This window comes from Rheinheimera pacifica (assembly GCF_024809855.1).
Lineage (GTDB): Bacteria > Pseudomonadota > Gammaproteobacteria > Enterobacterales > Alteromonadaceae > Alishewanella > Alishewanella pacifica_A.
This window is the reverse complement of sequence record NZ_JANUEM010000004.1, coordinates 154,105-180,012: the sequence shown is the minus strand read 5'-3', so window position 1 is coordinate 180,012 and position 25,908 is coordinate 154,105. Positions and strand designations below refer to the sequence as shown.

The window sequence follows — 25,908 nt, the reverse complement described above, 5'->3', positions numbered from 1 at the left end:
TAGCCTCGTTATAGAGCGCAGTTGGCTGGTATAGCGGCCAGTTCAGGCTGTTGCTGTATCAGTAAGGCAGCATTGCGTACCGCCTGTACTACCGCGCGCGGTGTAATCGTGGCGCCGGTAAACTGATCAAAGTCGCCGCCATCTTTGCGTACTGCCCATTTGCCGGCATTGTCGTTTGTTACTGCTTTACCGCTAAAACTGAAAATCCATGGTGAGCGGCGGGCTTCTATTTTGTCGCCAAGGCCTGGTGTTTCCTGGTGGTTAAGTACGCGGCTGCCTAAAATAGTGCCATCCGGCGTTAACGCGACGATTAAATCAATATTACCGCTGTAGCCATTTGGCGCTGTGGTTTCGACAATAAAGCCTGCCAGCTCGCCATTCTGGCGCCAGCGATATACTGCCTGTGGGGTAGTGCGGCCCAGCAATGCTTCATTAGTTACCTGCACGCAACCCTGCAATAACGACTGGCTGGCGTCTACCCCCGGTAATACTTCAGACAAAATAGCCAGCTTGCTGGCCAGCAGCTGTTCACTGATACGGGGAGCAGTTTGCTGGTTTACCAGGCTGAGTATGGCGACACAAAACACAGCTGCTGCACCAAGCGCCAGGGCATTTTTACTGATAGCTCGGATCATTTTAGTTCGCTCCGTGGCCGGTGGCCATAAGTACGGGGCCGGGTGTAGTAGTCTATTAATGGCACCGCCATATTAGCCAGTAATACAGCAAAGGCGTAGGCGTCGGGGTAGCCACCAAAATTACGGATTAAAAACACCAGCAAGCCAATCAGAGCGCCGTATACCAAACGGCCTTTGTTGGTTGTAGAGGCCGAAACAGGATCGGTTGCAATAAAAAACGCTGCCAGCATAGTACCGCCACTAAACAAATGAAACAGCGGCCCGGCAACGGTGTCTGGTGCAGCCAGAGTAGCAATGGCAGATAATACAAACAGGCTGCCGATAACGGCCAGCGGAATACGCCAACTGATCACTTTTTGCTGAATAAGTAATAAGCCGCCAGCCAGATAGGCCAGGTTTACCCATAACCAGCCGGTACCGGCGAAAGTAAAAAATACCGGCCGGTTCAGGCTTTCATCCAGTGTCAGGCCCCGGCCCAGATCAGTGCGTAGGGTGTCCAGCGGCGTGGCCATGGTTATACCATCTATATTGGCTTGTAGCTGGCTGAGGCTGAAACCACTGCAGCTGTAGTGCGTAAAAATACTGCAGACAGCGTCCAGCGGGGTTAAATCAACACTTTGCAGTGACAACGGTGGCAGCCACTGTGTCATTTGCAGCGGAAACGACACCAGCAGCAGCACATAAGCAGCCATAGCGGGGTTAAACAGATTATTACCCAGGCCGCCATACAACTGCTTAACCATAATAATGGCAAAGGCGGTGCCTATAACAATAATCCACCAGGGCGCATAAGGTGGTATGGCTATCGCCAGCAATACTGCGGTAAGCAGGGCGCTGTTGTCTTTAAGGCGCGGCAGTACGGCTTTGCCACGTAATTTTAATACCAGGGCTTCACTTACCCAGGCCGTAACGATTGCCAGCACTAACTGGACAAGTACACCATAGCCAAATAATACCGCCTGCACGGCGATGCCGGGTAAACAGGCCAGAGCCACCAGCCGCATGATATGTGCCGTGCTGCGCTGGTTATGCTGGTGGGGTGAGCTGGCGATTTTAAAACTCATGAGTTCTCACTGTCGGCTTGTTTACGTGCTTTGGCGCGGGCCAGTGCTGCGGTAATGGCCGCTTTGCGCGGATCTTCTGTCACAACAGCATCTGGTTCAGGTGTGACTGGTGTACTGGCTGCAGTTTGCTCTGTAGCTTCAGCATTGGCTTGCTTTTTAGCTTTGGCACGGGCCAGTGCGGCGGCGACTGCCGCTTTACGCGGATCTTCTGCTGCAGTAACAACATCAGATCCTGCGGCTGGTTTATTTGCAGTACTGGCAGTAGCCGGTACTGCACCGGTTTCATGTTCAGTTTGCGCCTGTTGCTTAGCTTTAGCACGGGCAATGGCGGCTGCAATAGCTGCTTTACGTGGATCCGCCTCTGTTGATACTTCAGCCTGGGGGCTTTTTTCTGTATTAGGCGCTGGCGTTAGTTGCTGTTCTGTCGCGTCTTGCTCTGCGGCCTGGGCTGCTTTTTTCGCCTGGGCGCGGGCAATAGCTGCAGCTACGGCGGCGGCTTTGCTGTTGGTCGTCGCGGTTGTAGCAGTTTGCTCTGTTGGCTCACTGTGTTGTTCAGTAGCCTGTTGCTGGGCTTTCTGCTGCTCTGCTTTTTGTTGCTGGTGCTCACGCGCCTGCTGTTTTTTCAGCTCGCGCTCGGCCAGAATTTGCTCTTTACTGCGCTCCTCTGCTGGTGCCGCCTGGGCCTGTTTTGCTTTAATACGCGCCAGGGCGTCGGCCACAGCGGTATTGGCACCACTGGCCAGCTGCTGTTGCTGGCGTGCGGCAGCCAGTTGCTGGTTGCGTTGCAGCCGTTCTTGTTTTTCTTGCTCTAACCTGGCATTGCGGGTTTCAAACCGGGCTTTGGCCTGTTCGGCTTTTAACGCTTCGCGCTGCTGCTCACGAATATCGGCTTTGGCTACCCGGTAATATTGCACCAGAGGAATTTCACTCGGGCAAACATAAGCACAGGCACCACATTCAATGCAGTCGGCCAGGTTATATTCTTGCAGTTTATCGCTGTCTTTGGCTTTGCTGTACCATAACAACTGTTGTGGCAATAAGCTGGCCGGGCAGGCGTCGGCACAGGCACTGCAGCGAATACAGTCCATTTCTGTGCTGGCTGCCGGTAGCTCCTGTGCTGTGGGGGCTAGTATACAGTTGGTGGTTTTAACCACTGGCACACTTAAATCGGGCAGGGTAAAGCCCATCATCGGCCCGCCCATAATAACCCGTTGTTGTGGCTGGCTTTGAAAGCCGCAGGCATCAAGTAAGGCAGACACCGGTGTACCCAGCAACGCCAGCACATTTTGTGGCTGGTTTAAGGTATCGCCCGCAACGGTAACAATGCGGGACAGCAGTGGGTGATCGTCCAGCACCGCCTGGGCAATGGCAAAAGCGGTACCGACATTTTGCATAACGATGCCGATATCGGCAGGGCGGCGGCCATTGGGTACTTCTTTATTGGTTAGCAGCTGAATAAGCTGTTTTTCACCACCAGACGGATATTTAGTCGGCACTAGGCGTACATAGTAGTGCTCGCGCTGGCTGCAGGCGGCCATCATGGCTGCAGCGGCTATAGGTTTATCATCTTCAATGCCAATTAATACCGCTTTGGGGTTAAGCAGGCGGCACAGAATATCAATGCCCTTAACAATGGTGGTAGCGGCTTCCTGCATCAGTAAATCATCGGCACTGATATAGGGTTCGCATTCAACGGCGTTAATAATCAGATAATCTACCGGCTGGGTAAGGCCGGCTTTAATATGGGTAGGAAAACCGGCGCCGCCCATTCCGGCTATACCGCTGTCCTGAATACGGCTAAGCAGCGTCATATTGTCGCAGGTTAAAAAATTAAGCGGCTCGCGCTGGCGCCATTCGTCCAGGCCGTCGGGTTCCAGTACCAGGGTAAGTTCCGGCAATGCTGACGGGTGCGGGCTGGTATGAGGCGTTATGCTCAGCACTGTGCCGGAGGTAGGCGCATGTACCGGCACCGCCATAGAGTTTTCTGCACTGGTAAGCTGCTGGCCTTTTAGTACCCGCTCACCTACCCGTACCAGCAACTGGCCAGCCACGCCTATATGCTGGCGCAGCGGCAGATACAGCCGGTCAGGTATCGGTAATACGGCAATCGGCTTTTGATTGGTTTGCTCTTTGCGGCCCGGCGGATGAATGCCGCCATGGAAGTCCCACAGCTTACCGGCCTGAATTTGCTGAAATAAACCTGGCATGGCGTTACTACTCCACCATCCGAACCGGAATTGCCGCTAAATCCCACTTCCAACGCTCTGGCGTGGTGGCAACCGGTATCATATCTATACAATCTACCGGGCAGGGGGCAACACAGAGATCACAACCTGTGCATTCGTCTGCCAGTACTGTGTGCATCAGTTTGGATGCGCCGACAATGGCATCAACCGGGCACGCCTGAATACATTTGGTACAGCCTATACATTCATCTTCACGGATATAAGCAACCCGTTTTACGTTTTCGGTTTGCGCTTCGTTCAGCGGTTTGGCTTCAACGCCCATTAAATCAGCCAGTTTACGGATAGTGGCTTCGCCGCCCGGTGGGCATTTGTTAATGTCATCGCCGTTGGCGATAGCCTCAGCATAAGGCCGGCAGCCGGGATAACCGCACTGGCCGCACTGGGTTTGCGGTAATACGTCGTCAATCTGTTCCACCAGCGGGTCGCTTTCTACTTTAAAGCGAATGGCAGCGTAACCCAGCACAGCACCGAATATCAGCGCCAAGGTACCTAAAGCAATCAGGGCAGTTAATAAACTCATCAGACTTTTACCAGGCCGGTAAAGCCCATAAAGGCCAGCGACATTAAGCCGGCTGTTATCATGGCAATAGCAGCGCCTTTAAAGGGTACAGGTACATCGGCAGCCGCCAGGCGCTCACGCATAGCAGCAAACAGGATTAATACCAAAGAGAAACCGGCCGCTGCGCCAAAGCCATAAATAACAGAATTAATAAAGTTATGCCGCTCGTTCACGTTTAACAGGGCCACGCCAAGCACCGCGCAGTTGGTGGTAATAAGTGGCAGAAAAATACCCAGCAAACGATACAGCGTGGGGCTGGTTTTGTGCACAACCATTTCAGTAAACTGTACCACTACCGCTATAACCAGAATAAATGCCAGCGTGCGCAAATAAAGTAAATCCAGCGGCGCCAGCAGGTAGTGATCAACCAGATAACTGCACAACGATGCCAGGGTAAGCACAAAGGTAGTAGCCAGCGACATACCAATAGCTGTTTCCAGTTTGCCGGATACGCCCATAAAAGGGCACAGGCCAAGAAACTTAACCAGTACAAAGTTATTGACCAGCACAGTACTGATTAACAACAGCAAAAATTCAGTCATTGTATCGCTCAGGCAAAAATCAGGCGCATATTATGCTATTAAGCAGCTTGTGACACAACCGGACAAAGCATAAGGACTTGGCGGCTGCTATTTGTACAACGCCGCCGTTATGGTATTAGATTGGTGAGGGTTTACCGATGTAATACCCCTGATTGCCGTCAATAAACAGAGATTCCAGCATATGTTTTTCTTCCTGGGTTTCAACGCTTTCCGCAAAAACACCGACACCGATACGGTGGGCCAGGTCGATCATCAGCCGCATAAAGTACTGGTTGTTTTTATCATCATTAATATGGCGGGTGTAGCTGCCGTCCATTTTGACGTAATCGGGTTTAAGATCACGGAAAAACTTAAATGAGGTGATACCCACACCAAATTTTTCCACTGTGACACGGGCACCGGCGCGGTGCACCATATCAATAAAGCGTTTGCTGGTTTTCAGGTTTTGCTGCAAACCAAATTCAGTAACTTCAAATATCAGTTTGGCAGCGATATGGGCATCTTTTAATAACCGTCGCTCCAGCCAGATAATAAACTGGTCATCATGCACACAGCGGGCTGAAAGGTTTAAACCAAAATATTGATCCTGCAGGTTTTTATTTTTAATAGTGGTTAATGCCGTTTCAATGATCAGCCGGTCTACCTGTACTATTCGGTCTAGTTTTTCTGCCATGGCTAAAAACGAGGCCGTAGGCAGCACCTGGTTTTCCTGGGTTTTAAAGCGCACCAGAATTTCTGAGTAAGCTTTAGCTGAGCGGTTAGCCGGTTGAATAAGTTGCACCAGTAAGGCGATGCGGTGGTTGGTTAGCACATCATCAATAACATTACGCCAGTTCTGGTTACCGTAACTGCCATTGGTCATATCTAAACCGGATGATTCTTTTTGCAGGTGCCAGGCATTAGGCTGTTTGGTTTGCGCCAGGCTGATAGAGGTATCGGCTACTGCCAGCAGCTCACCCAGTGCTTTACCTGACTCATAGCTGACCAGGCCGGAATAGGCTACTGAATCCAGCTCGGCCATTTTTTGATATTCGTTCAGCCTGCTTTGCAGCTGCAGGGCAAAGTTTTCCGCTTCTTTGGGCGTGACTCTGGGCAACAAAATGCCAAAGTCTGAGCTGTTAAGCCGGTAAACGCGGTTGTCTTTATAATTGTCTGCCAGTTTTTTAACGATATTGGCTACTTCACGGATATAGCTGTCGCCTTCCTGGTAGCCACGGGTTTGGTTTAGAGCCTGTAGCTCAGTGCAGCGGGTAATAGCAAACACACCAAAATCGTGTTGCTCGTTCTGGCGGATATTTTCTTCGTAATATTGCACAAAGCGGTTACGGTTGGGCAAGTCGGTAACCGGATCTTTATAAGCCTCTTCAGCAATCTGATGTGCATTGTTGGTCATTTCGTTGTACTGGCTGCGGGTATAGTGCGCCAGCTTTTGTAACGCGACATTAATATCGGCAAATTCCGGTGGAATTTTATTCCAGTCGGGTTCGCTTTTTTGCGGGTCAACAATAAAGCGGTCAATTAACTCGTTTACCGCAGCAGTGGTGCGTTTATAGCTGCGGCTAATGCTGCTTTTGCTCATTAACACCGGCAACCAGCCAATAATAAAAGGCGTTAACGTAAGTAACAGCAATAATTGCAAGAATGCCTGCAACCGCTGGCTAACATCCAGCTGATAACTGATTTGGATATTTTGTTCCTGATTGCGTACTGTGTGCTGTTTAAATTCGCTGCCAAACAACCCCAGTATGGCAGTAGCAATAGCGGCATTATTATTATTCTGGTTTTGTTCATGCAGTACCGTGCCATCAAGCTGGCTGATACGTAAGCTTTTTAAAGCAAAGCTGCGATCGAGCTGGCGGCTGAGTATTTTGCCGTCACCGGTAAGGTGATGGCTGAGAATTTGTTCAATAACTGCGTTGGCATGTTGTTGATCGTTATCCAGTTGGTGTTGGGTATGCAGCACCAGAGCGGTTAGCGCAATAGCGGCTAATAAAAACGCAGACAGCAACTGGCTGATAAGCAAAGTACGGAATATTCTCATAAGCAATGACCACCAGATAAACTGTTTCCTTGTCCTAACGCTTAATATAGGTATAGGCAGGGGCAATAGAAAGCCAATTAAATCAAAAAAATAGTGGGAAATAAACAAATAGCGACAGACGCAGGGAAAACAGCAACTAGGTTTGGCTCCCCAGACTGGACTCGAACCAGTGACCTACGGATTAACAGTCCGCCGCTCTAACCAACTGAGCTACTAGGGAATAGAAGAATACACACTGAAATTGGCTCCCCAGACTGGACTCGAACCAGTGACCTACGGATTAACAGTCCGCCGCTCTAACCAACTGAGCTACTAGGGAAGGGTATAACCTGGTATGTTGTGTGCTGTTGGCTCCCCAGACTGGACTCGAACCAGTGACCTACGGATTAACAGTCCGCCGCTCTAACCAACTGAGCTACTAGGGAACAGCATTCAACGGGGCGCAATACTAATGCCAGCTATACCCTCTGTCAACACTTTGCCACAGGGATTTTCGCCAACTTGTATCACTTGCATAATGTTTAAACAAAGCGCTGCTTTTAACTGCAGTAATAGCGTAATACTTTAGCCATTAAACGCAGAAGACTGTTTACTGCCACACCAGTGTTGTCGGGTGCTGGCTGCACTTACCCACAGAAGCTGTGGATAAGTCTGTGAGTTGTATGCGGGTTTCGGTAGCTAAGGCTTGAATCTGTTGAGATGCAAGCAGGTCAAGTAAGTTGCGATGAATTTTTTAGTTCAATAAAAACAATGATATAGGTATTGTCGCAGTAAATTAAAGATCTGCAGCTAAATAAATAACTGGCACGAAATAAGCACGGCGGAATTGTGAACTATTTTGCTGTTTAGCAGATAATTTCAGCAAAATAAGCCTGCGCAAGCAGCAAAATCAGGGAAATTAACATGGCTGTAGCGGCTGCTTTTCTCTACAATAGCAGCATGCCGGTTAAAAGCAGTAATTATGACTACCTCTTCCCGTGTTAAACCTTCATTAATTCATGATGATATTAAAGCCACGCTGGTATCAATGACATTGCCCATGTTGGTGGGGATGATCACCTTAATGACGTTCAGCCTGGTCGATACCTTTTTTATCAGTATGCTTGGCACTGAACAACTGGCAGCGATCAGTTTTACTTTTCCTATCTCGTTTGCCCTTATCAGCCTGGTAATTGGCCTTAGTATCGGTACTTCTGCGGTAATTGCCAAAGCGCTGGGCGCCGGGCGTTTAACCGAAGCCCGCACCGATGGACAGGTAGCGTTGTGGTTGTCCGCTATTTTGGTAGCGTTGCTGGCAATACCGGGATATCTGTTTACCGATACCTTATTTGGGTTGCTTGGCGCCAGCGATACAATTTTAGTGTATATCCGCCAGTATATGGATGTCTGGTTTGCCGGTGCTGTGCTGCTGGCGTTACCTATGGTAGGTAATGCGGTGTTACGTGCCGCCGGTGATACCAAAACGCCCAGCATTATTATGGCATGCTCCGGGCTGGTAAATGCAGTGCTGGATCCTGTGCTGATTTTTGGCCTGGGGCCAGTACCGGCGCTGGGTATGCAGGGCGCAGCAATAGCAACTTTGGTTTCCTGGGTGTTTGGCTCGGTGCTGATTATTCATTTATTGGTTAAACGCGATCTAATCAGTACCAGTTGGATCAGTGCCACAGTGTTAAATCAGGCATGCCGTAAAATTTTGCGTATCGGCTTACCGGCTGCCGGTGCCAATATGTTAACGCCACTGGCGATGGCCGTGTTAACAGCAATATTAGCCAATTATGGCGCCTCGGCCGTGGCAGCTTTTGGTGTTGGCGCCCGGATTGAAAGCATAGCCTGTTTAGTGGTATTGGCGCTGTCGATGACATTACCGCCTTTTGTCAGCCAGAATTATGGCGCGGGTTTGTTGGGGCGGGTGCAGCAGGCTTACCGCTTATGCGGCCGCTTTGTGCTGTTATGGCAGTTTGGGATTTATCTGCTGCTGGCGGTGTTGGCCGTGCCGCTTGCCAGGCTATTTAGCAGTGAGCCGGAAGTGGTAAGTATTATCTGCCAGTTTATCTGGATAGTGCCGCTGGCATACGGCCTGCAGGGTATTACCATTTTAACCAATTCGTCTTTTAATGCTCTGCATCAGCCGGGCAGTGCGCTGTTGTTAAGTTTGATACGGTTATTTGTGTTTTATGTGCCACTGGCCTGGCTTGGCGGTAAACTCTATGGCGTTACCGGCTTGTTTATTGGCTGTGTAGTCGCAAATATATGTACTGCCGCACTGGCCTGGTGTTGGTTTAACCGGGCAATACAGCGTTCACAGCAGGAGATCACCACATGACACGTGCCTTTGAGCTGGTATCACAATACCAACCCGCCGGCGATCAGCCAGAAGCGATTAATAAACTGGTTGAGGGTTTGGAAGCCGGTCTGGCTCACCAGACATTACTCGGCGTTACCGGCTCAGGTAAAACCTTTACCATGGCTAATGTTATTGCACGGGTAGATCGGCCAACACTGATTATGGCGCACAATAAAACGCTGGCGGCGCAGCTTTACGGTGAGATGAAAGAGTTCTTCCCGCATAATGCGGTAGAGTACTTTGTGTCATATTACGACTACTACCAGCCCGAAGCCTACGTGCCTTCTACCGATACGTTTATTGAAAAAGATGCTTCGATCAATGAACACATCGAGCAAATGCGCTTATCGGCAACCAAAGCGCTGATGGAGCGGCGCGATGTGGTGATTATTGCTTCCGTTTCTGCTATTTACGGCCTTGGCGATCCGGAATCCTATATGAAAATGCTGCTGCATTTAAAAGTAGGCGACATTGTTGATCAGCGCTTTATTTTACGCCGCCTGGCCGAGTTGCAGTACAGCCGTAATGACATTGAGTTTCAGCGTGCTACGTACCGGGTAAGGGGCGATGTGATTGATATTTTTCCGGCCGAATCGGACGATATCGCCGTAAGAGTAGAGCTGTTTGACGAAGAAATAGAGCGCATCAGTATTTTTGACCCGTTAACCGGCTCGGTAGAAAAAGTGGTTACCCGCTATACCGTTTACCCGAAAACGCACTACGTTACGCCGCGGGAAAAAATACTGGCAGCGGTAGATGAAATTAAAGTTGAGCTAAAGCAGCGGCGCGATGAGCTGCTGACCAATAACAAGCTGGTAGAAGAGCAGCGTTTAAGCCAGCGCACCCTGTTTGATATTGAAATGATGGTAGAGCTGGGTTACTGCTCGGGCATTGAAAACTACTCGCGCTATTTATCCGGCCGCGCCAACGGCGAGCCACCGCCAACGCTGCTGGACTATTTCCCGGCCGACGGCCTGATGTTTATTGATGAGTCGCACGTTACGGTGTCGCAAATTGGCGCTATGTATAAAGGTGACCGTTCACGCAAAGAAAACCTGGTTAACTATGGCTTTCGTTTACCGTCGGCGCTGGATAACCGGCCGCTGAAATTTGATGAATTTGAAGCCATAGCGCCACAGCGTATTTATGTATCAGCAACGCCAGCTGCGTATGAGCTGGAGCAATCTGCCGGTGAAGTGGTCGAGCAGGTAGTAAGGCCTACCGGCCTGGTCGATCCGTTGATTGAGATCCGCCCGGTAGCAACACAGGTGGATGATTTACTGTCGGAAGCTTTTATCCGCGCTGAGCGTAAAGAGCGGGTGCTGGTTACTACGCTCACGAAAAAAATGGCCGAGGATTTAACCGATTACCTGAACGAGCATGGCGTTAAAGTACGTTACCTGCACTCGGATATTGATACCGTAGAGCGCATGGAGATTATCCGCGATTTACGCCTGGGCGTATTCGATGTACTGGTGGGTATTAACCTGCTGCGTGAAGGGCTGGATATTCCGGAAGTGTCGCTGGTGGCAATACTGGATGCCGATAAAGAAGGCTTTTTGCGTTCAGATCGCTCGCTTATTCAAACTATAGGCCGGGCGGCACGTAACCTTGACGGCCGGGCCATTCTGTACGCTGATCGTATTACCGGCTCAATGCAGCGGGCGATAAGTGAAACCGAGCGGCGTCGTACCAAACAGCAGCAATTTAACCTCGAGCATGGTATTTTACCTACTGCTATTAAAAAGAAAATTGCTGATGTTATGGACTTAGGCCAGGATGCCAGCCCGGCGCTGCCGATGGTGGCAGAAAAAGTGCGTCTGGTTAAAGGTAAAACCCCTTATCAGGTAGAGGCAGAAATTAAGCAACTGGAGCAAAAAATGTTGCAGCATGCCCGTGATCTTGAATTTGAGCAGGCTGCCCAGCTACGCGATAAAGTGCATATGCTAAAGCAAGCATTGCTGGAAATCTAATCACGCTGCTGTTGATTTGTACAATTGCAATATTCTGTTGCAAAACAGCAGCTTCAAAGCTACTTAGGTTCATTGATTGTTCAGCCATCACTGATAGTATGCGCGCGGGTTAATGCTTTGTACCTAACCCCGTGCATTTAATCAGGAAGGACAATTATGAAACGTACATTATTAGCTTCTTTTATCGCCGCTTTTTCTGTTTCTGCGATGGCAAACACCTACCAGCACCAGTCTGATGCCCGTTTTGGCTGGGGAGATGTCGATAACGGCGAAGTACAAAACTGGTCAGTACGGCATCAATTTTATTTAACGCCGGTAAGCTACGGTACAGTACCTTATGCTGAAGCGGCGTTTATCAACCGTAATGCCAGTGTGCATGCGGGCTACAGCTACAGCAATGTAGATTACCCGGATGAGCCTGACTACAGCATCAGCGGCTGGCAAGTGGGTGGTGTGTATCAGGATATGGCGCATAACTTTTATGCAGCGCTTAATGTGAACGAATTTAACAGCTCTGATGATCGCATAATTGAAGCCAGCCTGGGTTATTTTGTCAGCGGCGACTGGCTGGTAAAACTGGATACACGCCAAACCCGGCCGGACGGTGAGGGTAGCTATACCGAATACGGCGTGAGCACGAAAAAATTACTGGCATTGGAAAACGGCAATTTTATTAATATCGAAGCCCGTTATATGGATCTGAAAAAACAGGATGGAGCAGAATATGGTGTGGCTGCCGATTACTATTTTGGCCGCAATATTTCGTTAGGTCTGGCTTATAACTGGTTGTCAGATGACGTAGTCAATGCCGATAAAGACAGTGTTACGGTGCGCGGCAGTTGGTATTTACAGCCGAATCTGGCTTTGCATGCGGCAGTAACGTTTGATGATTTCCTGACCGATGACGATGTATACATGCTCGGTGCCAGCTACCGTTTCTGATTAATATCAGCCAGGCTGATGCTAACCCGCCCCAGGGGCGGGTTTTTTCATGGTACAAGCGCAAAATATGCTGTGAGCCGGCTGATTTTAATGTTAAATACAACGTTCCGGCCAGACTTGGCTACGCTTTAACAGCACCTTTATTTATTACTGTTTCAGGATGATACCTATGCTGCACTTACGGCCGCTTGTTTTTCTGTCAATATCCGCTGTATTTTTGCTTGGCGCTTGTTCAAAAGCTGAACCTGAATCCAGCCCGCCACAGGCAAGGCCAGTAAAGTTGCATCAGGTAACGGCTGATGCCAGCGGCGCTGTAAGGCAGTTTCCGGCGGTGGTTGCACCAACAGAACGTGCCAGTTTAACCTTTCGTGTTAGTGGTAAACTGGTACAACTGGCAGCCAGGCCGGGCCAGGCTGTTGAAAAAGGCCAGTTGCTGGCCAGGCTGGACGATACCGATTTTAAACTAAAACTGGATCAGGCCCGTGCCCGTTTTGAGCTGTCGCAAACCCAGTTTACCCGCTCTGAGCAGCTAATAAGCCAAAAGCTGGTGTCTCAGGCGGTATTTGATGAAGCCAAAGCCCAGTTACAGGTAGCGCAGGCCGATTTATCCACGGCAGAAACTGCCCTCAGCTACACCCGGCTGGAGGCACCTTTTGCCGGTAATATTTCCCGCCTACTGGTTGAAAACCACGAGAATGTTGCGGCGCAGCAGGCCATTATGGAACTGCAGGTACGTGATCAGGTAGATGTGGTGATCCAGGTGCCGGAAGATGTGATATCCAACGTGCGTAAAGATTTTGACTACCAGCCCGAAGTGGTATTCGACTCGCACCCGTTGTACCGCTACCGTGCCCGTATCCGTGAGTGGGATACCCAGGCCGATCCTGCCACCAATAGTTTTAAAGTGGTGTTTAGTATGCCCACGCCAACCGATTTTAATGTGCTGTCGGGTATGACTGCCAATGTTATTGCCGAAGTTAGTAAAATCAGCAATGTGTATATTGATGCCTTGTTTATTCCGGCTACCGCTATTTTTATGCCCGGCAGTGAGCCGCTGGCTTCACAGCAAAGCTATGTCTGGGTTTATAACAACGACAGTGGCACGGTGAGCAAACGTGCGGTTACCGTTAGCAGCTTAACCAGTGCCGGTGCGGCGATAACATCTGGTCTGGCAGCAGGCGAGCAGGTGGTTATTGCCGGGGTACAGCAGTTAACTGAAGGCCAGCAGGTCAGGCCCTGGGTGCGTGAGCGGGGGCTGTAAGTATGGATCTGGCGCGCTATTTTATTCAGTACCGCACATCATCCTGGCTGTTTGCCGCTATTTTATTGTTTGGTGGCATAGTGTCATATCTGGGGTTAGGGCGGCTGGAAGATCCACAATTTACGTTAAAACAGGCGTTAATTATTACCCAGTATCCCGGTGCTTCACCACTGCAGGTTGAAGAAGAGGTAACTTACCCGCTGGAGAATGCCATTCAGCAATTACCTTATGTCAATCATGTTACGTCAGTTTCTACTGCGGGCTTGTCGCAGCTGATGGTAGAAATGAAAGACACCTACCGCGCTAGAGAATTAAAACAAATCTGGGATGAGTTACGCCACAAAGTTAATGATTTGCAGCCACAATTACCGCCCGGTGTGCAAACACCACAGGTAAAAGATGACTTTGGTGATGTATATGGCATTTTATATGCTGTTACCGGTGAGGGGTACGGCGATGATGAATTGCGCGACTACGTGGACTTTTTACGCCGGGAGTTGGTGCTGGTACCCAGCGTAGGCAAAGTCGCGGTAGGTGGTGTACAGCAGGAGCAGGTTATTGTTGAAATTTCCCGCCCGCGTTTAACAGCGTTAGGGATAGCGCCGCAAACCTTATCGGCCTTGCTGCAAAGCCAGAATATGGTGGCCAATGCCGGTTCAATTAAAGTCGGGCCGGACCGGCTGCGTATTTATCCTACCGGTGAATTTCAGTCGGTGGCTGAGCTGGAAAACCTGATTATCAGCAGCCCGGATTCAAAGGAGCTGATTTATTTAGGTGACGTTGCCCGGGTGTACCGTGAAAATGCCGAAGTACCCAGCCAGTTGATCCGCTTTGCCGGCCAGAATGCACTAACACTGGGGGTATCGTTCTCGGGTGGGGTTAACGTAGTGGATGCCGGAGAACAAATTCAGCAACGCCTGGCCGAGCTTGAGTACAACAGGCCGGTAGGCATAGAGTTGCATACCATTTATAACCAGCCAGACGAAGTGGCCGGTTCGGTTAGCAGTTTTATTATTAATCTGGCAGAAGCGGTAGCCATTGTTATTGTGGTATTGCTGATTTTTATGGGGCTGCGCAGCGGCATTTTAATTGGCCTGATTTTGCTGCTTACGGTACTTGGCACCTTTATTTTTATGCGCCAGATGAATATTGAACTGCAACGTGTTTCGCTGGGCGCGCTGGTTATTGCGTTGGGTATGCTGGTTGATAACGCTATTGTTATTACCGAAGGCATTTTAATTGGTATGCAGCGGCGCTTAAAACTGGCTGATGCCGCCAGTTTAATTGTTAAGCAAACACAATGGCCGCTGCTGGGCGCCACCGTTATAGCTATTGCCGCCTTTGCGCCTATCGGATTGTCCAGCGATGCCACCGGCGAATTTGCCGGTAGTTTATTTTGGGTGTTACTGGTGTCGTTGTTATTAAGCTGGGTAACAGCAATTACGCTGACACCATTTTTTGCCAGTATGCTGTTTAAAGACAAACTGCAACAAAGCAGTGAACCTGAAGCGCTATATCAGGGGTTTATTTTTACGCTATACCGTAAGGTATTACATATAGCTTTGCGTTACCGGCTGGCAACCTATGGGTTAACCGTCAGCTTACTGGTGGTTGCTGTTATTGGTTTTGGTAAGGTAAAACAGGTGTTTTTTCCGCCGTCAAATACACCTATTTTTCTGGTAGATTTATGGCAACCCGAAGGCACAGATATTCGCCATTCGGCAGAAGACGCCGTGGCGCTGATGAATTATATCCGCAGCCTTGAAGGTGTCAGCCATGTTACCAGTACCAGTGGCCGCGGGGCCGATCGCTTTATGTTAACCTATCAGCCGGAAAAAAGCTTCGCTGCCTATAGCCAGCTTATTGTCAGAGCTGAAGAACGTGATCAGTTACCGGCCCTGATGCAACAAACCCGCAGTTATCTCACCGAGCAGTTACCCCGGTTGCAGTACAAGTTACTGCGGCTTGAAGTGGGGCCGTCAACACCGGCGAAAATAGAAGCCCGTTTTAGCGGTGCCGACCCGGACGTGCTGCGCCAGTTGGCAGAGCAGGCACAAAGTATTTTGCTGGCCGATGGCCGCGCAGTCAGTGTACGTGACAACTGGCGTGAGCGTACCAAGGTGATCCGGCCGCGCTTTAATGAAGCCATGGCACGCCGTGCCGGGATCAGTAAGCAGGATATTGATGATGTGTTGCTAAGCAGCATGTCGGGCCGCACGGTAGGTATATATCGTGACGGTACCCATTTGCTGCCGATAGTGGCCCGTTCGCCGTTGGCTGAACGGGATAACCTCGATGCCTTGTATGACTTACAGGTATACAGCAATAAACTGCAGCGTTATGTGCCGATAACCCAGGTTGTTACCGGTTTTGATCTGGTGTGGGAAGAAGCGCAGATCCAGCGGCGTGACCGTAAACGCACGATCACGGTAATGGCCGATCATGACAACTTATCTGATGATACTGCGGCAGCATTGCTGGGGCGGGTAAAAGCCAGCATTGAAGCGATTGAGCTGCCAACCGGTTACTTTCTTAACTGGGGTGGTGAGTATGAAGCCCAGCAAAAAGCGCAAAAGGCACTGTTCAGCTCACTGCCGCTGGGTTATCTGATGATGTTTGTCATTACCGTGCTGCTGTTTAACTCACTGCGCAGTGCTCTGGTGATATGGGCTTGTGTGCCACTGGCGATTATCGGTGTCAGTTTCGGTTTGTTATTACTGGGAGCGCCTTTTGGCTTTATTGCCCTGCTGGGCTTTTTAAGCTTATCGGGCATGCTGATTAAAAACTGTATTGTGCTGGTAGAGCAAATAAAGCTGGAACTGGAAGAGGGCAAGGCAGCGTTTAATGCGGTATTTGACAGTGCTGTTAGCCGGGTACGGCCGGTATCTATGGCGGCGATTACCACCATTTTAGGCATGTTACCGCTATTGGGTGATGATTTTTTTGCCAGCCTGGCTGTAGTCATTATGTTTGGTCTGGGTTTTGCAACGATACTGACATTGCTGTTTTTGCCAGTGCTGTACTGCAGCGTATTTAAAATAAAAACGATACAGGAATAATATGAACAGGTTTTTAGCTGTAGTGCTTGCCGGTAGCGTAGTGCTGCCATTTCAGTTACCGGCAGCAGACTGGTTGCCGCCCCTGCAGGCCTGGAGTGGCAAAAGCGAGGCGTTAGTAAAAACCCGCAATGCCCCCTGGGTTACCCCCGCCGAACTGACAGAGCTGACTGACAGCCCTGATTACAACGCTACTCTGGCTTATTTGCGTAAACTGGTAGACAGCTCAGAGTTACTTGAGCTGGAACAATTTGGCCTGAGTGCACAGGGCCGCCCCTTGTATCTGGTTAAAGCCAGTAAAGCATTACATAAAATTGCACAAAACCCGGAGCGGCCTTTGCTGTTGGTACAAGCCGGTATTCACAGCGGTGAGATTGATGGTAAAGATGCCGGCTTAATGCTACTGCGCGATATTACTCAGGGCGATAAAGCCCATTTACTGGCCGGTGCTGACTTATTATTTATTCCGGTATTGTCAGCAGACGGCCATGAACGGCGCTCGTTATATAACCGGATGAACCAGCGTGGCCCGTTACAGCAAGGCTGGCGCGCTACCGCACAAAACCTGAATTTAAACCGTGATTATGCCAAAGCTGATGCGCCCGAAATGCAGGCACTGCTGGGAGTTATAAACCGCTACCAGCCAGATTTGTATATTGATATTCATGTTACAGACGGCGAAGACTACCAGTACGACATTACCTATGGTTTTAACGAGCCTTTTGCTGCTTTAAGCCCTAATGGTGCCAGCTGGTTAGCCCGGGTATACCGCCCGGCAGTAAACGATGCGCTGGAGCAAGCCGGGCATATTCCAGGCCCGCTGGTGTTTGGCATTGACAGTAAAGACTTCAGCAAAGGGATCAGCGGCTGGACCGCCAGCCCGCGTTATTCTAACGGTTATGGCGATGCACGCCATTTACCGACAGTACTGGTAGAAAACCACAGCTTAAAACCTTACCGCCAGCGGGTGTTGGGCACCTATGTGCTGCTGGAACATAGCCTGCAATTGTTAAATGAGCAGGGTAAGGCGCTTATTCTGGCCCGCCAGGCTGACATACAGGCCAGGCCACGACGCATGGCGCTTAGCTATACGGCCAGTGAGCAGCCAGACTACATTGACTTTAAAGGTATCAGCTATCAGTTAAAGCAATCCGCTATCAGCGGTGATAGCTATGTTGCCTGGACAGGACAACCAACACTGTATGAAAAACTGCCGGTGTACTGGGATAAGGTTGCAGAAAACGAAATTATCATACCCAAAGCCTACTGGCTGCCACCTGAGCAGCATGCAGTGATAGAACGGCTGAAACTGCACGGTATTGCCGTAACGGTGCTGGATAAAGCACAAAAAGTTACCCTGCAGCAGCTTAGTGTTACGGCACACCAATTTGCAGCAAAGCCGTTTGAGGGCCGCTTTATGTTGCAGGACGCCAGTTTCAGCCGCAGCAACATCAGCCGTACGCTAGGGGCGGGCTGGGTAAAAGTAGATACCGATCAGCCGTTAGGCCGCCTGGCTGTTGCCTTGCTGGAGCCGGCCGCACCGGATTCATTCTTTAGCTGGGGCTTTTTCCCCGGTATCTTCGAGCGCACTGAATATTTTGAACCTTATGCCATAGAGCCATTGATTGAGCGCATGCTGGCACAGCAACCTGAACTGCAGCAACAGTTCGAGCAGGCTCTGGCTAAAAATGAAGAGCTTAAAAATAACCCGCGCGAGCGCTACAACTGGTTTTACCGGCAAATGCCGTTTTACGACAATCAGTACCTGAAATATCCGGTGCTGATACAACCCTGATAACAGCTTACATCACGTAAAGAGATAAATATGACATTACAAAAAACCTTTATAGTCTGGCTGACTGGCTTGGTTGTTGTTATCGCCGCTATTGTTATAGCACTTATCTCTGGCCGTGAAGCCGGTAAGCTAACAGAGCAACTTGAGCGCGAACGTCAGCAACTTGGCCGCGAGATTGTTGCGTTGCTAACGCTGACCGACAACCTGATGCAGGCACAGGTAAAAAGTAGCATGCGCTTGTTAAATCAACGTATTGCCGAAAGTGGGCCGGTAGATGTTGGTGCGCCGGTTGATGTCGCGGGGCGCAGCGTAAACGATTTGGTATTTAATGGCACAGGCCAGGCTAACCGTTTTGAACTGGTCGATGCCGTTACCGCTATTATGGGTGGCACGGCCACTTTATTCAGCCGCGACAATAACGACTTTGTGCGCATTTCCACTAATGTAATCACCAACAATAACAGGGCTATAGGCACTGTACTGGATCCTAACGGCCTGGCTATTGCTGCTATCCGCCGTGGCACGGCGTTTTATGGTGTGGTGGATATTTTAAGCAACCCTTTTGTAACCGGCTATGAGCCATTAAAAGATGGCAACAATAACGTGATTGGTATCAGCTACGTGGGCTACCGCGCTGATTTAGAAGCGTTAAACCGCATGGTGATGCAAAGCCGGTTATTAACGCAGGGCTTTGTAGCTATTGAAGATCGCAGCGGCAAAGTACGGGTGAACTCTGACAATATTGCCACGGATGCGGTACAGCAAATTCTGGCCGGGCAAAACGATGGTTGGCAGCAACAAACGCTGGAATTTAGCCCGTGGGGTTACAAAGTACACCTGGTATATTCCGAAACCGAAAGAAATAGCCTGGTATGGCAAACCTTGCGTTCACTAATTGCTTTAGTGGTGATATTTGGCATTTTGCTGATTGCGCTGGTGTTTTTTCTGACCCGCCGTGTGGTTATTCAACCGCTGAATAAAGTAAATGCGTCTTTGGCCAATATTGTTGAAGGTGAAGGCGACCTAACCGCCCGGCTTAACTTTGATCGTAAAGATGAAATAGGTACTATGGCCAGCGGCTTTGATGCGCTGCTGGACCGGGTGCGGCGCACTATTGTTGATGTGCAGCAGGTATCGGGCGGGCTTAAGCATTCTGCAGTGACCATGGAGCAGGCTGCTAAACAGGCACTGCATAAAATTACCCAGCAAACCCATGACACCACCGCTATTGCCAATGCCATAGAAGAAATGACTACCACCTCACACGCTGTTGCGACAGGGGCGTTGGATGCAGAAACCGCGACGCAGGAAGTAGCTGCACTGGCAGAGCAGGTTATGGAGGTTATTGAAAACACGGTAGCTAACTCACAGCAGCAAATGCGAGCAGTGGCAGAGTCTGAACAGGCGATAAACTCACTGACCAAAGCCAGCCAGGACATTGCCAAAGTGCTGGAAGTGATTAACAGTATTGCTGAGCAAACTAACCTGCTGGCACTTAATGCAGCTATTGAAGCGGCCAGAGCCGGAGAACAGGGCCGTGGTTTTAGCGTGGTAGCTGACGAAGTCAGGTCGCTGGCCGGCAGAACTCAGGCCTCTACCGGTGAAATAAAACAGATGATCTCCGGCTTGGAAAGCGGTGTAGCCTCTGTTGAAGAAATTAACAGCCGCTATAAGCTGACTGTAGCTGATAACGTTAAATTTGCCGAAGGTGCGCGTAATGCACTGCATGCTGTGCAATCGGCGGTAGATCAGATAAAAAGCCAGAATGCCGGTATCGCCAGCGCTGCTGAGCAGCAAAGCACAGTAGCAGAAAATATTAACCAGAAAACCCGGCAAATTAGGCAGTTGGCACAAGACAGTGCGCAGCAGTCTGAAATAGCGCAGCAAACCAGCACGGCATTAATGCAGCAATGCGAAACGCTGGTGGCTATTTTGTCTGAGTACCGGGTATAAATTTTATCTGGGCAGACAAAGTCTGCTAATAAGCGGCAGATTTGAAATAATCTGCTAGGGTTAACTTTGTTGCTTTAAAAACTACTTAGTTAACAATTCGCTTATGATTTTTTTTATTAAACCTGATGCCGGTGGTACCTGCTGATGGTTTGGTTGTTGTTTATACATATTTGCGCCCTGGTGATCTGGGCTGCTGCATTATTGATCTTACCGTTGCTGATCCACCATTCACAAACGCAATTGGCTGAAGCTGCCGGTACTGGCGATACGATAGACCGTTTATGGTTTACCCGTCTGGCCAGCCCGGTAGCGCTGCTGGCTATCGTGTCAGGAACGGCTATTTTTGCCGTTAGCCGTAATATTGACAGCTGGTTGTTAGTAAAGCTTACGCTGGTTAGCACTCTGGTGGTTTGCCATGTGCTGGCGGGCTTACTTATTTTATACCGTAAGCGGGAGCATGCGACGGCCATAGGTGTAAAATGCACCATCCTGTTTAGCGCTATTTTGCTGTTGTTGCTGGGTATTATTATTATAGTGCTGGTTAAACCCAGCCAGGAGAGCCTGTTATGGTTTCTCTGACATATCAAGGCGCAGGATCAGGGCTTAGCGTCTTGTTGCAACATGTCGTCGATGTTGACACCAACGGCGTATTCATACACCAGTCTGCCACCAAGATAGCCGGTTACAGTGATCAGCAAGCCACTGAGTACCGACAAATACAGCCCCTGAGGCAGAATAACACTGGCCGGGTCCGGCAGACGCAACAGCCAGTTCAGCGTAGCCAGCGACAGCAGCATTACTGCCAGGATGGCATGACACCAGGCCGTGATCAGCCGTCTGATCTGGCTTACCAGCAGCAAATCCATCAAACCTGCCAAACCTGCTATCCAGCCTCCGATTGCACCAACCCCGGCCAGCCACAGGCCAGCCCGGGCCCAGAACATATCGCTGCTGTACACAAAGGCCAGATCGGTGGCAATCAACCCAATCAGGGCGGCCACCGGGAAGTGAATAAGACCAGGGTGCAAAGGATGGCCAAAAATCATAATTTGGCTGGTGATGGGCTGCATCGACATAATACATCTCGGTTGAAGTTAAAAATTGATAAACAAAAACGGCATCAACCCAGTCTAGCAGCTGTTGGTGCAACTGGCCTGTTATTAAGCCTGACTGGTTGCTCAGGCCCCTTTTCCAGCCTGGACCCTAAAGGCCCGGCGGCTGCCGAAGTGGCGCTGTTATGGTGGGGCATGTTCGGTTTTGCCACGCTGATATTGCTGCTGGTAGCGCTACTGTGGTTTTACGCGATAAAACGCCGGGGTGATAACAGCCCGTCTGTGCGGCCAAATGCCTGGCTGTGCTGGGGCGGGCTGGCGTTGCCGCTGCTAAGCATTATGGCACTGTTGCTTATTGGCATTCCGGTTGGCCAGCGTATGTTACCGCTGGCTGACGACAACGCGCTAAAAATCGAAGTAACCGGCCATCAGTGGTACTGGCAGGTTTATTATCCCGGGCATGCCATTGAACTGACTGATGAGCTGCATATTCCGGTTAATACCCCGGTGTACCTGCAACTAACCAGCGCCGATGTGATCCACTCCTTTTGGGTGCCAAGGCTGGGAGTAAAGCTGGATATGCTGCCGGGGCGTACTAATGTACTGCGGCTTGAAGCGTCGGAAGCGGGTACTTACCGCGGCCAGTGCACTGAATATTGTGGGCTGGGCCATGCGCATATGCAGTTTAGTGTTATAGCACATGAGCAAGCGGCATTTGCCACCTGGCTAAAGGAGCACAGCACTGATGACTGACGCGAACAAAGCTACACCAATGGCGGCTGACATTAAGAAACTGGCGCAGATCTGGGCTAATTTGCCCGGCTGGGGCAGCCTAGCGGCAGTAAATCACAGCACCATTGGCCTGCGTTTTATGGTTACCGGCATGGTGTTTTTTCTGATCGGCGGTGTACTGGCAATGTTGCTCCGCACGCAGTTAGCCTTACCGGAACAAAGTATCCTTAGTGCTGATACTTACGGCCAGCTGTTTAGCATGCATGGCAGCGTAATGATGTTCTTATTTGCTATACCGGTACTGGAAGGGTTAGCTATATATCTGATCCCGAAAATGACCGGCAGCAGGGATTTATTGTTCCCGCGTATCAGTGCGCTGGGTTACTACTGCTACTTGTTTGGCGGCATTATTATTATGTTTAGCCTGCTATTGGGTATTGCGCCGGCGTCTGGCTGGTTTATGTATACGCCGCTTAGCAGCAGCGAATTTTCACCGGGGCCGGGCTCAGATTTCTGGTTGTTGGGTATTACTTTTGTCGAAATTTCTGCCATGGCGGCCGGTATTGAACTGACAGTGTCTATTTTGTGCAGCCGGGCCAAAGGCATGACACTAAGCCGGATGCCGCTGTTTTGCTGGTATATTCTGGTGATGGCGCTGATGATTGTGTTTGGTTTTCCGCCACTTATTCTTGCCAGTATTCTGCTGGAGCTGGAACGAGCTGCCGGTATGCCGTTTTTTACCGTGGCTGCGGGCGGCGATCCGCTGTTGTGGCAGCACTTGTTCTGGCTGTTCGGCCACCCTGAGGTGTATATCATTTTCCTGCCAGCGGCCGGTATTGTCTCAACTTTGATCCCGGTGTTCAGTGGCAGGCCAATTGTCGGTTATCGCTGGGTGGTAATCGGCATCATTCTCACCGGCTTTATCAGTTTTGGCCTTTGGGTACACCATATGTTTACGGTAGGTATTCCGCAGCTGGCGCAGGCCTTTTTTTCTGTTGCCAGTATGCTGGTAGCGGTGCCTACCGCTATTCAGGTATTTGCCTGGCTGGCAACGCTGTGGTACGGCAAGGTGGTGTTCCGGCTGCCGATGCTGTGGATCTGTGGCTTTCTGTTGATTTTTGTTTGTGGTGGTCTGACCGGTGTAATGCTGGCGCTGGTACCCTTTAACTGGCAGGTACACGACACCCATTTTGTGGTGGCACATATGCACTATGTACTGGTGGGAGGTATGTTTTTCCCGCTGATTGCCGGTTTGTATTACTGGTTACCTTTAGTGTCTGGCCGGATGCCGTCTGAGAAGATTGGCCGCTGGGGCTTTTGGCTGACATTCGGCGGTTTTAACCTGACATTTTTGCTGATGCATCTGACCGGCTTGCTGGGTATGCCGCGGCGGGTTTATACCTATGAAGCCGGGTTGGGCTGGGACTGGCTTAATCTGCTGTCGTCTGTTGGCAGCTTTATTATGGCAATTGGTGTGGCCATGGTGTTGCTGGATTTACTGCTGCATTTTTGGTTTGGCAAGCGCGCCAGCGCTAACCCCTGGCAGGCCGATACGCTGGAATGGGCACTGGATATGCCACCGGCGCAGTATAACTTTGCGTCGTTGCCGATCGTTACCAGCCGCCAGCCATTGTGGCACGACCCGGCGTTACCACAACGTATTGCTGCCGGGGAAGGCGGTATGATCGGCACCACCAGCGGCCGTCGCGAAAACTGGGGCACGTCGGCGGTAAGTGCCCGTGTACAGCAAACACTGCATTTGCCCGGTAACTCGTGGTGGCCGTTGTACAGTGCGCTGGCGCTGGCGTTTGTTTGTATCAGCTTGCTATGCCGCTGGTATCCGCTGGCATTGCTTGCCGCTATCGTTGCGCTGGTATTGCTGCTGTGCTGGAGCTGGCACAACGGTGCTAACCTGCAACCCGTCGCATCGCCTAGCGATGCTGAGCTGGCTTTGCCATTAGAGTATCAGAGCACCGACGGCCCCGGCCGCTGGGGTATGGTAGTAACCTTACTGGCAAATGGCGCGCTGTTTATGGCATTACTGTTTGGCTGGTTTTACCTGTGGACAGCAGCGCCGCAGTGGTCAGCACCCGCAGAAGGGCCACTGCCGGTAACACTGTTGCTGCTGTGCGGCGCTCTGGCAACTATTGCACTATGGCAATTTAACCGGTTGAGCACGAAATTGGCAGATGGCCAGGACAGCCAGTTGCAGCGGCAGTTATGGTGGTGTGTTTTAACCGGCAGCGCGCATTTTATACTGTTGCTGAGCTTATTTATCATGGCGCCCCTGGCCTATACCAGTAGCGCGCATGATGCGGTGATCATGGTTATTCTATTGTATCTACTTGGCCATGCCGGCCTGGCGGTGCTACTCACCTTGCTGCAGGCGCTCAGGGTAGGGCGGGGTTATGTCAGCAAGCACAGGCCGTACGAGCCGCAGGTAGTTAAGCCGCTGTGGTTTTATTACCTTGGTGTTTACTGGCTGAGTATTGTCTCGTTTTTTATTTTACCGCTTGGCTGGGGGCAGGTGTTATGAGCTGGCGGCGCTGGTGTAAACCTGGCCACCCGGCCCAACTGGTACTGGGGTTTAGTATCTGGAGTATCTGGTTTATTGCTATGTACGCCGGGTTATCTGTGGTGTGTCAGTTTGCCGCACCTGCGCCACAAGATGGTGCTGCCAACTGGCTGAATTATATGCTTTGGGGGTTAACATCAGCTGTTATAACACTGTTATTGCTAATGGCCTGGCGCGGCTGGCGTTATTGCCGCAGTGTGCCGCACGGCAACCGTACACTACGCTTTGTCGGTTATGTCAGCACGGTGTTGTATGTAATGGCAGCGCTGGCAACGCTGCTTGGCGGTTTACCTGTGCTGGTATTAGCGCCATGTATATGAAATTGCGCTTATATTGCCGCCGTTGGGTGTGGCTGTTAGCAGGCTGCAGCCTGAGCTTGCCGGTACAGGCGCACAGTATACTGCAGCATGACGGTGAATCATTTTGGGCTGCGCTGATTGCAATACTGTTACTAGCGGTATTCTGGCTGTTGTATCTGCTTGGTAGTGTAAAACGCCAGCCATCATTGTGGCAGGGTATGCTGTTTCATTCTGGCTGTATTTTGTGTGCTGTTGCTGTAACGGGCCCGCTGGACGACTGGGCAGAAATCAGCGCCAGCGCCCATATGGTGCAGCATATGCTGTTTATGGTGGTAATTGCACCACTGTGGGCGCTAAGCCAGCCGTTGGCCCAGTTTGCAGCTATTACCGGCCGTTGGGGCCGGATAGCCTGGCAGCCTTTGCTAAAGCTAAGCCATTATCCGCTTGGTCTGGCTTATTTACATGCTGCCGTTGTCTGGTTTTGGCATACACCGCACTTTTATGTGCTGGCGCTGGAGCATCCGTGGTGGCATCTGGTTGAGCATATTTGCTTTATGTTTACTGCTGCGATGTTGTGGTGGGCGGTGTTGCAATGCAGCGAGCGTAACCGTTTCTGGGCGTTGCTGGCGCTGTTGTTTACGCTGATGCATACCGGCTTTCTTGGTGCAATCCTGACCTTTGCTGACAGCTTATTGTATTACCCGACACATGAACTCAGTGATCAGCAACTGGCCGGGTTGCTAATGTGGGTGCCCGGTGCATTGCCTTATATACTGGCTGCGGCCTGGCTGGGTTACCGCTGGTTGCGCAGTGTGGCGGCCAATAATGATGCTGGCTGA

At 50.6% G+C, this 25,908-nt stretch carries 19 protein-coding genes and 3 tRNA genes; 12 read left to right on the top strand and 10 right to left on the bottom strand.

What is annotated here, in order from left to right; all coding sequences use genetic code 11:
• Window positions 1-8: 8 nt before the first annotated feature.
• From rsxG to M2404_RS07960, 9 genes are all read right to left on the bottom strand, one after another.
• Entirely contained in the window at window positions 9-635 is a 627-nt protein-coding gene (gene rsxG, locus M2404_RS08000; protein WP_259239199.1) for an electron transport complex subunit RsxG, read from the bottom strand.
• The gene (gene rsxD, locus M2404_RS07995) at window positions 632-1,699 is read right to left on the bottom strand and encodes an electron transport complex subunit RsxD (protein ID WP_259239198.1); all 1,068 of its coding nucleotides are present in this window, start codon (window positions 1,697-1,699) and stop codon (window positions 632-634) included. Before rsxD ends, rsxG begins: the two co-directional genes overlap by 4 nt.
• Window positions 1,696-3,906 carry an electron transport complex subunit RsxC gene (rsxC, locus tag M2404_RS07990; RefSeq protein ID WP_259239197.1) on the bottom strand — a complete coding sequence of 737 codons (2,211 nt, stop codon included), beginning with the start codon at window positions 3,904-3,906 and terminating at the stop codon, window positions 1,696-1,698. The genes rsxD and rsxC overlap by 4 nt, the downstream gene beginning before the upstream one ends.
• 7 nt (window positions 3,907-3,913) lie before the next feature.
• Entirely contained in the window at window positions 3,914-4,465 is a 552-nt protein-coding gene (gene rsxB, locus M2404_RS07985; protein ID WP_259239196.1) for an electron transport complex subunit RsxB, read from the bottom strand.
• Window positions 4,465-5,046, bottom strand: a complete 582-nt coding sequence (rsxA, locus tag M2404_RS07980; RefSeq protein ID WP_259239195.1) for an electron transport complex subunit RsxA — start codon at window positions 5,044-5,046, stop codon at window positions 4,465-4,467. Before rsxA ends, rsxB begins: the two co-directional genes overlap by 1 nt.
• A 115-nt stretch (window positions 5,047-5,161) precedes the next feature.
• Window positions 5,162-7,087: an EAL domain-containing protein gene (locus M2404_RS07975; RefSeq protein WP_259239194.1), complete on the bottom strand. Its 1,926-nt coding sequence runs from the start codon at window positions 7,085-7,087 to the stop codon at window positions 5,162-5,164.
• Between the two features lie 143 nt (window positions 7,088-7,230).
• A tRNA-Asn gene (locus M2404_RS07970) sits at window positions 7,231-7,307 on the bottom strand.
• A 22-nt stretch (window positions 7,308-7,329) separates the two neighbouring features.
• Window positions 7,330-7,406: transfer RNA gene (locus tag M2404_RS07965), tRNA-Asn, on the bottom strand.
• 29 nt (window positions 7,407-7,435) lie between these two features.
• A tRNA-Asn gene (locus tag M2404_RS07960) sits at window positions 7,436-7,512 on the bottom strand.
• Between the two features lie 536 nt (window positions 7,513-8,048).
• Between M2404_RS07960 and M2404_RS07955 the strand changes: the two genes are divergently transcribed.
• The 8 genes from M2404_RS07955 to M2404_RS07920 all read left to right on the top strand — a co-directional run bounded on the left by M2404_RS07955 (window position 8,049) and on the right by M2404_RS07920 (window position 20,990).
• Window positions 8,049-9,410, top strand: a complete 1,362-nt coding sequence (locus M2404_RS07955; RefSeq protein WP_259239193.1) for an MATE family efflux transporter — start codon at window positions 8,049-8,051, stop codon at window positions 9,408-9,410.
• A complete protein-coding gene (gene uvrB, locus M2404_RS07950; protein WP_259239192.1) occupies window positions 9,407-11,404 on the top strand; it encodes an excinuclease ABC subunit UvrB in 1,998 nt (665 codons plus the stop codon). The genes M2404_RS07955 and uvrB overlap by 4 nt, the downstream gene beginning before the upstream one ends.
• Before the next feature lie 156 nt (window positions 11,405-11,560).
• Window positions 11,561-12,346, top strand: a complete 786-nt coding sequence (locus M2404_RS07945; RefSeq protein WP_259239191.1) for a putative porin — start codon at window positions 11,561-11,563, stop codon at window positions 12,344-12,346.
• 169 nt (window positions 12,347-12,515) lie between these two features.
• On the top strand, window positions 12,516-13,607 hold the full coding sequence (locus M2404_RS07940; RefSeq protein ID WP_259239190.1) for an efflux RND transporter periplasmic adaptor subunit: 1,092 nt from the start codon (window positions 12,516-12,518) through the stop codon (window positions 13,605-13,607).
• A 2-nt stretch (window positions 13,608-13,609) separates the two neighbouring features.
• Window positions 13,610-16,666: an efflux RND transporter permease subunit gene (locus M2404_RS07935; RefSeq protein WP_259239189.1), complete on the top strand. Its 3,057-nt coding sequence runs from the start codon at window positions 13,610-13,612 to the stop codon at window positions 16,664-16,666.
• A 1-nt stretch (window position 16,667) separates the two neighbouring features.
• Entirely contained in the window at window positions 16,668-18,458 is a 1,791-nt protein-coding gene (locus tag M2404_RS07930) for a M14 family metallopeptidase (protein WP_259239188.1), read from the top strand.
• 30 nt (window positions 18,459-18,488) lie between these two features.
• Complete coding sequence (locus M2404_RS07925; RefSeq protein WP_259239187.1) at window positions 18,489-20,411, top strand: methyl-accepting chemotaxis protein; 1,923 nt, start codon at window positions 18,489-18,491, stop codon at window positions 20,409-20,411.
• Between the two features lie 144 nt (window positions 20,412-20,555).
• The gene (locus tag M2404_RS07920; RefSeq protein ID WP_259239186.1) at window positions 20,556-20,990 is read left to right on the top strand and encodes a CopD family protein; all 435 of its coding nucleotides are present in this window, start codon (window positions 20,556-20,558) and stop codon (window positions 20,988-20,990) included.
• Between the two features lie 17 nt (window positions 20,991-21,007).
• Here M2404_RS07920 and M2404_RS07915 read toward each other — a convergent pair whose 3' ends face one another.
• A complete protein-coding gene (locus M2404_RS07915) occupies window positions 21,008-21,487 on the bottom strand; it encodes a DUF2231 domain-containing protein (RefSeq protein WP_259239185.1) in 480 nt (159 codons plus the stop codon).
• A gap of 12 nt (window positions 21,488-21,499) precedes the next feature.
• Here M2404_RS07915 and coxB point away from each other — a divergent pair, with 12 nt between their 5' ends.
• Genes coxB through M2404_RS07895 form a run of 4 tightly spaced genes read left to right on the top strand, consistent with a single transcriptional unit; the run spans window position 21,500 to window position 25,908 of the window.
• A complete protein-coding gene (coxB, locus tag M2404_RS07910; RefSeq protein ID WP_259239184.1) occupies window positions 21,500-22,216 on the top strand; it encodes a cytochrome c oxidase subunit II in 717 nt (238 codons plus the stop codon).
• A complete protein-coding gene (ctaD, locus tag M2404_RS07905; protein ID WP_259239183.1) occupies window positions 22,209-24,731 on the top strand; it encodes a cytochrome c oxidase subunit I in 2,523 nt (840 codons plus the stop codon). The genes coxB and ctaD overlap by 8 nt, the downstream gene beginning before the upstream one ends.
• Window positions 24,728-25,090, top strand: a complete 363-nt coding sequence (locus M2404_RS07900; RefSeq protein ID WP_259239182.1) for a hypothetical protein — start codon at window positions 24,728-24,730, stop codon at window positions 25,088-25,090. Before ctaD ends, M2404_RS07900 begins: the two co-directional genes overlap by 4 nt.
• Window positions 25,081-25,908, top strand: coding sequence for a cytochrome c oxidase assembly protein (locus tag M2404_RS07895; RefSeq protein WP_259239181.1), 828 nt, complete (start codon window positions 25,081-25,083; stop codon window positions 25,906-25,908). The genes M2404_RS07900 and M2404_RS07895 overlap by 10 nt, the downstream gene beginning before the upstream one ends.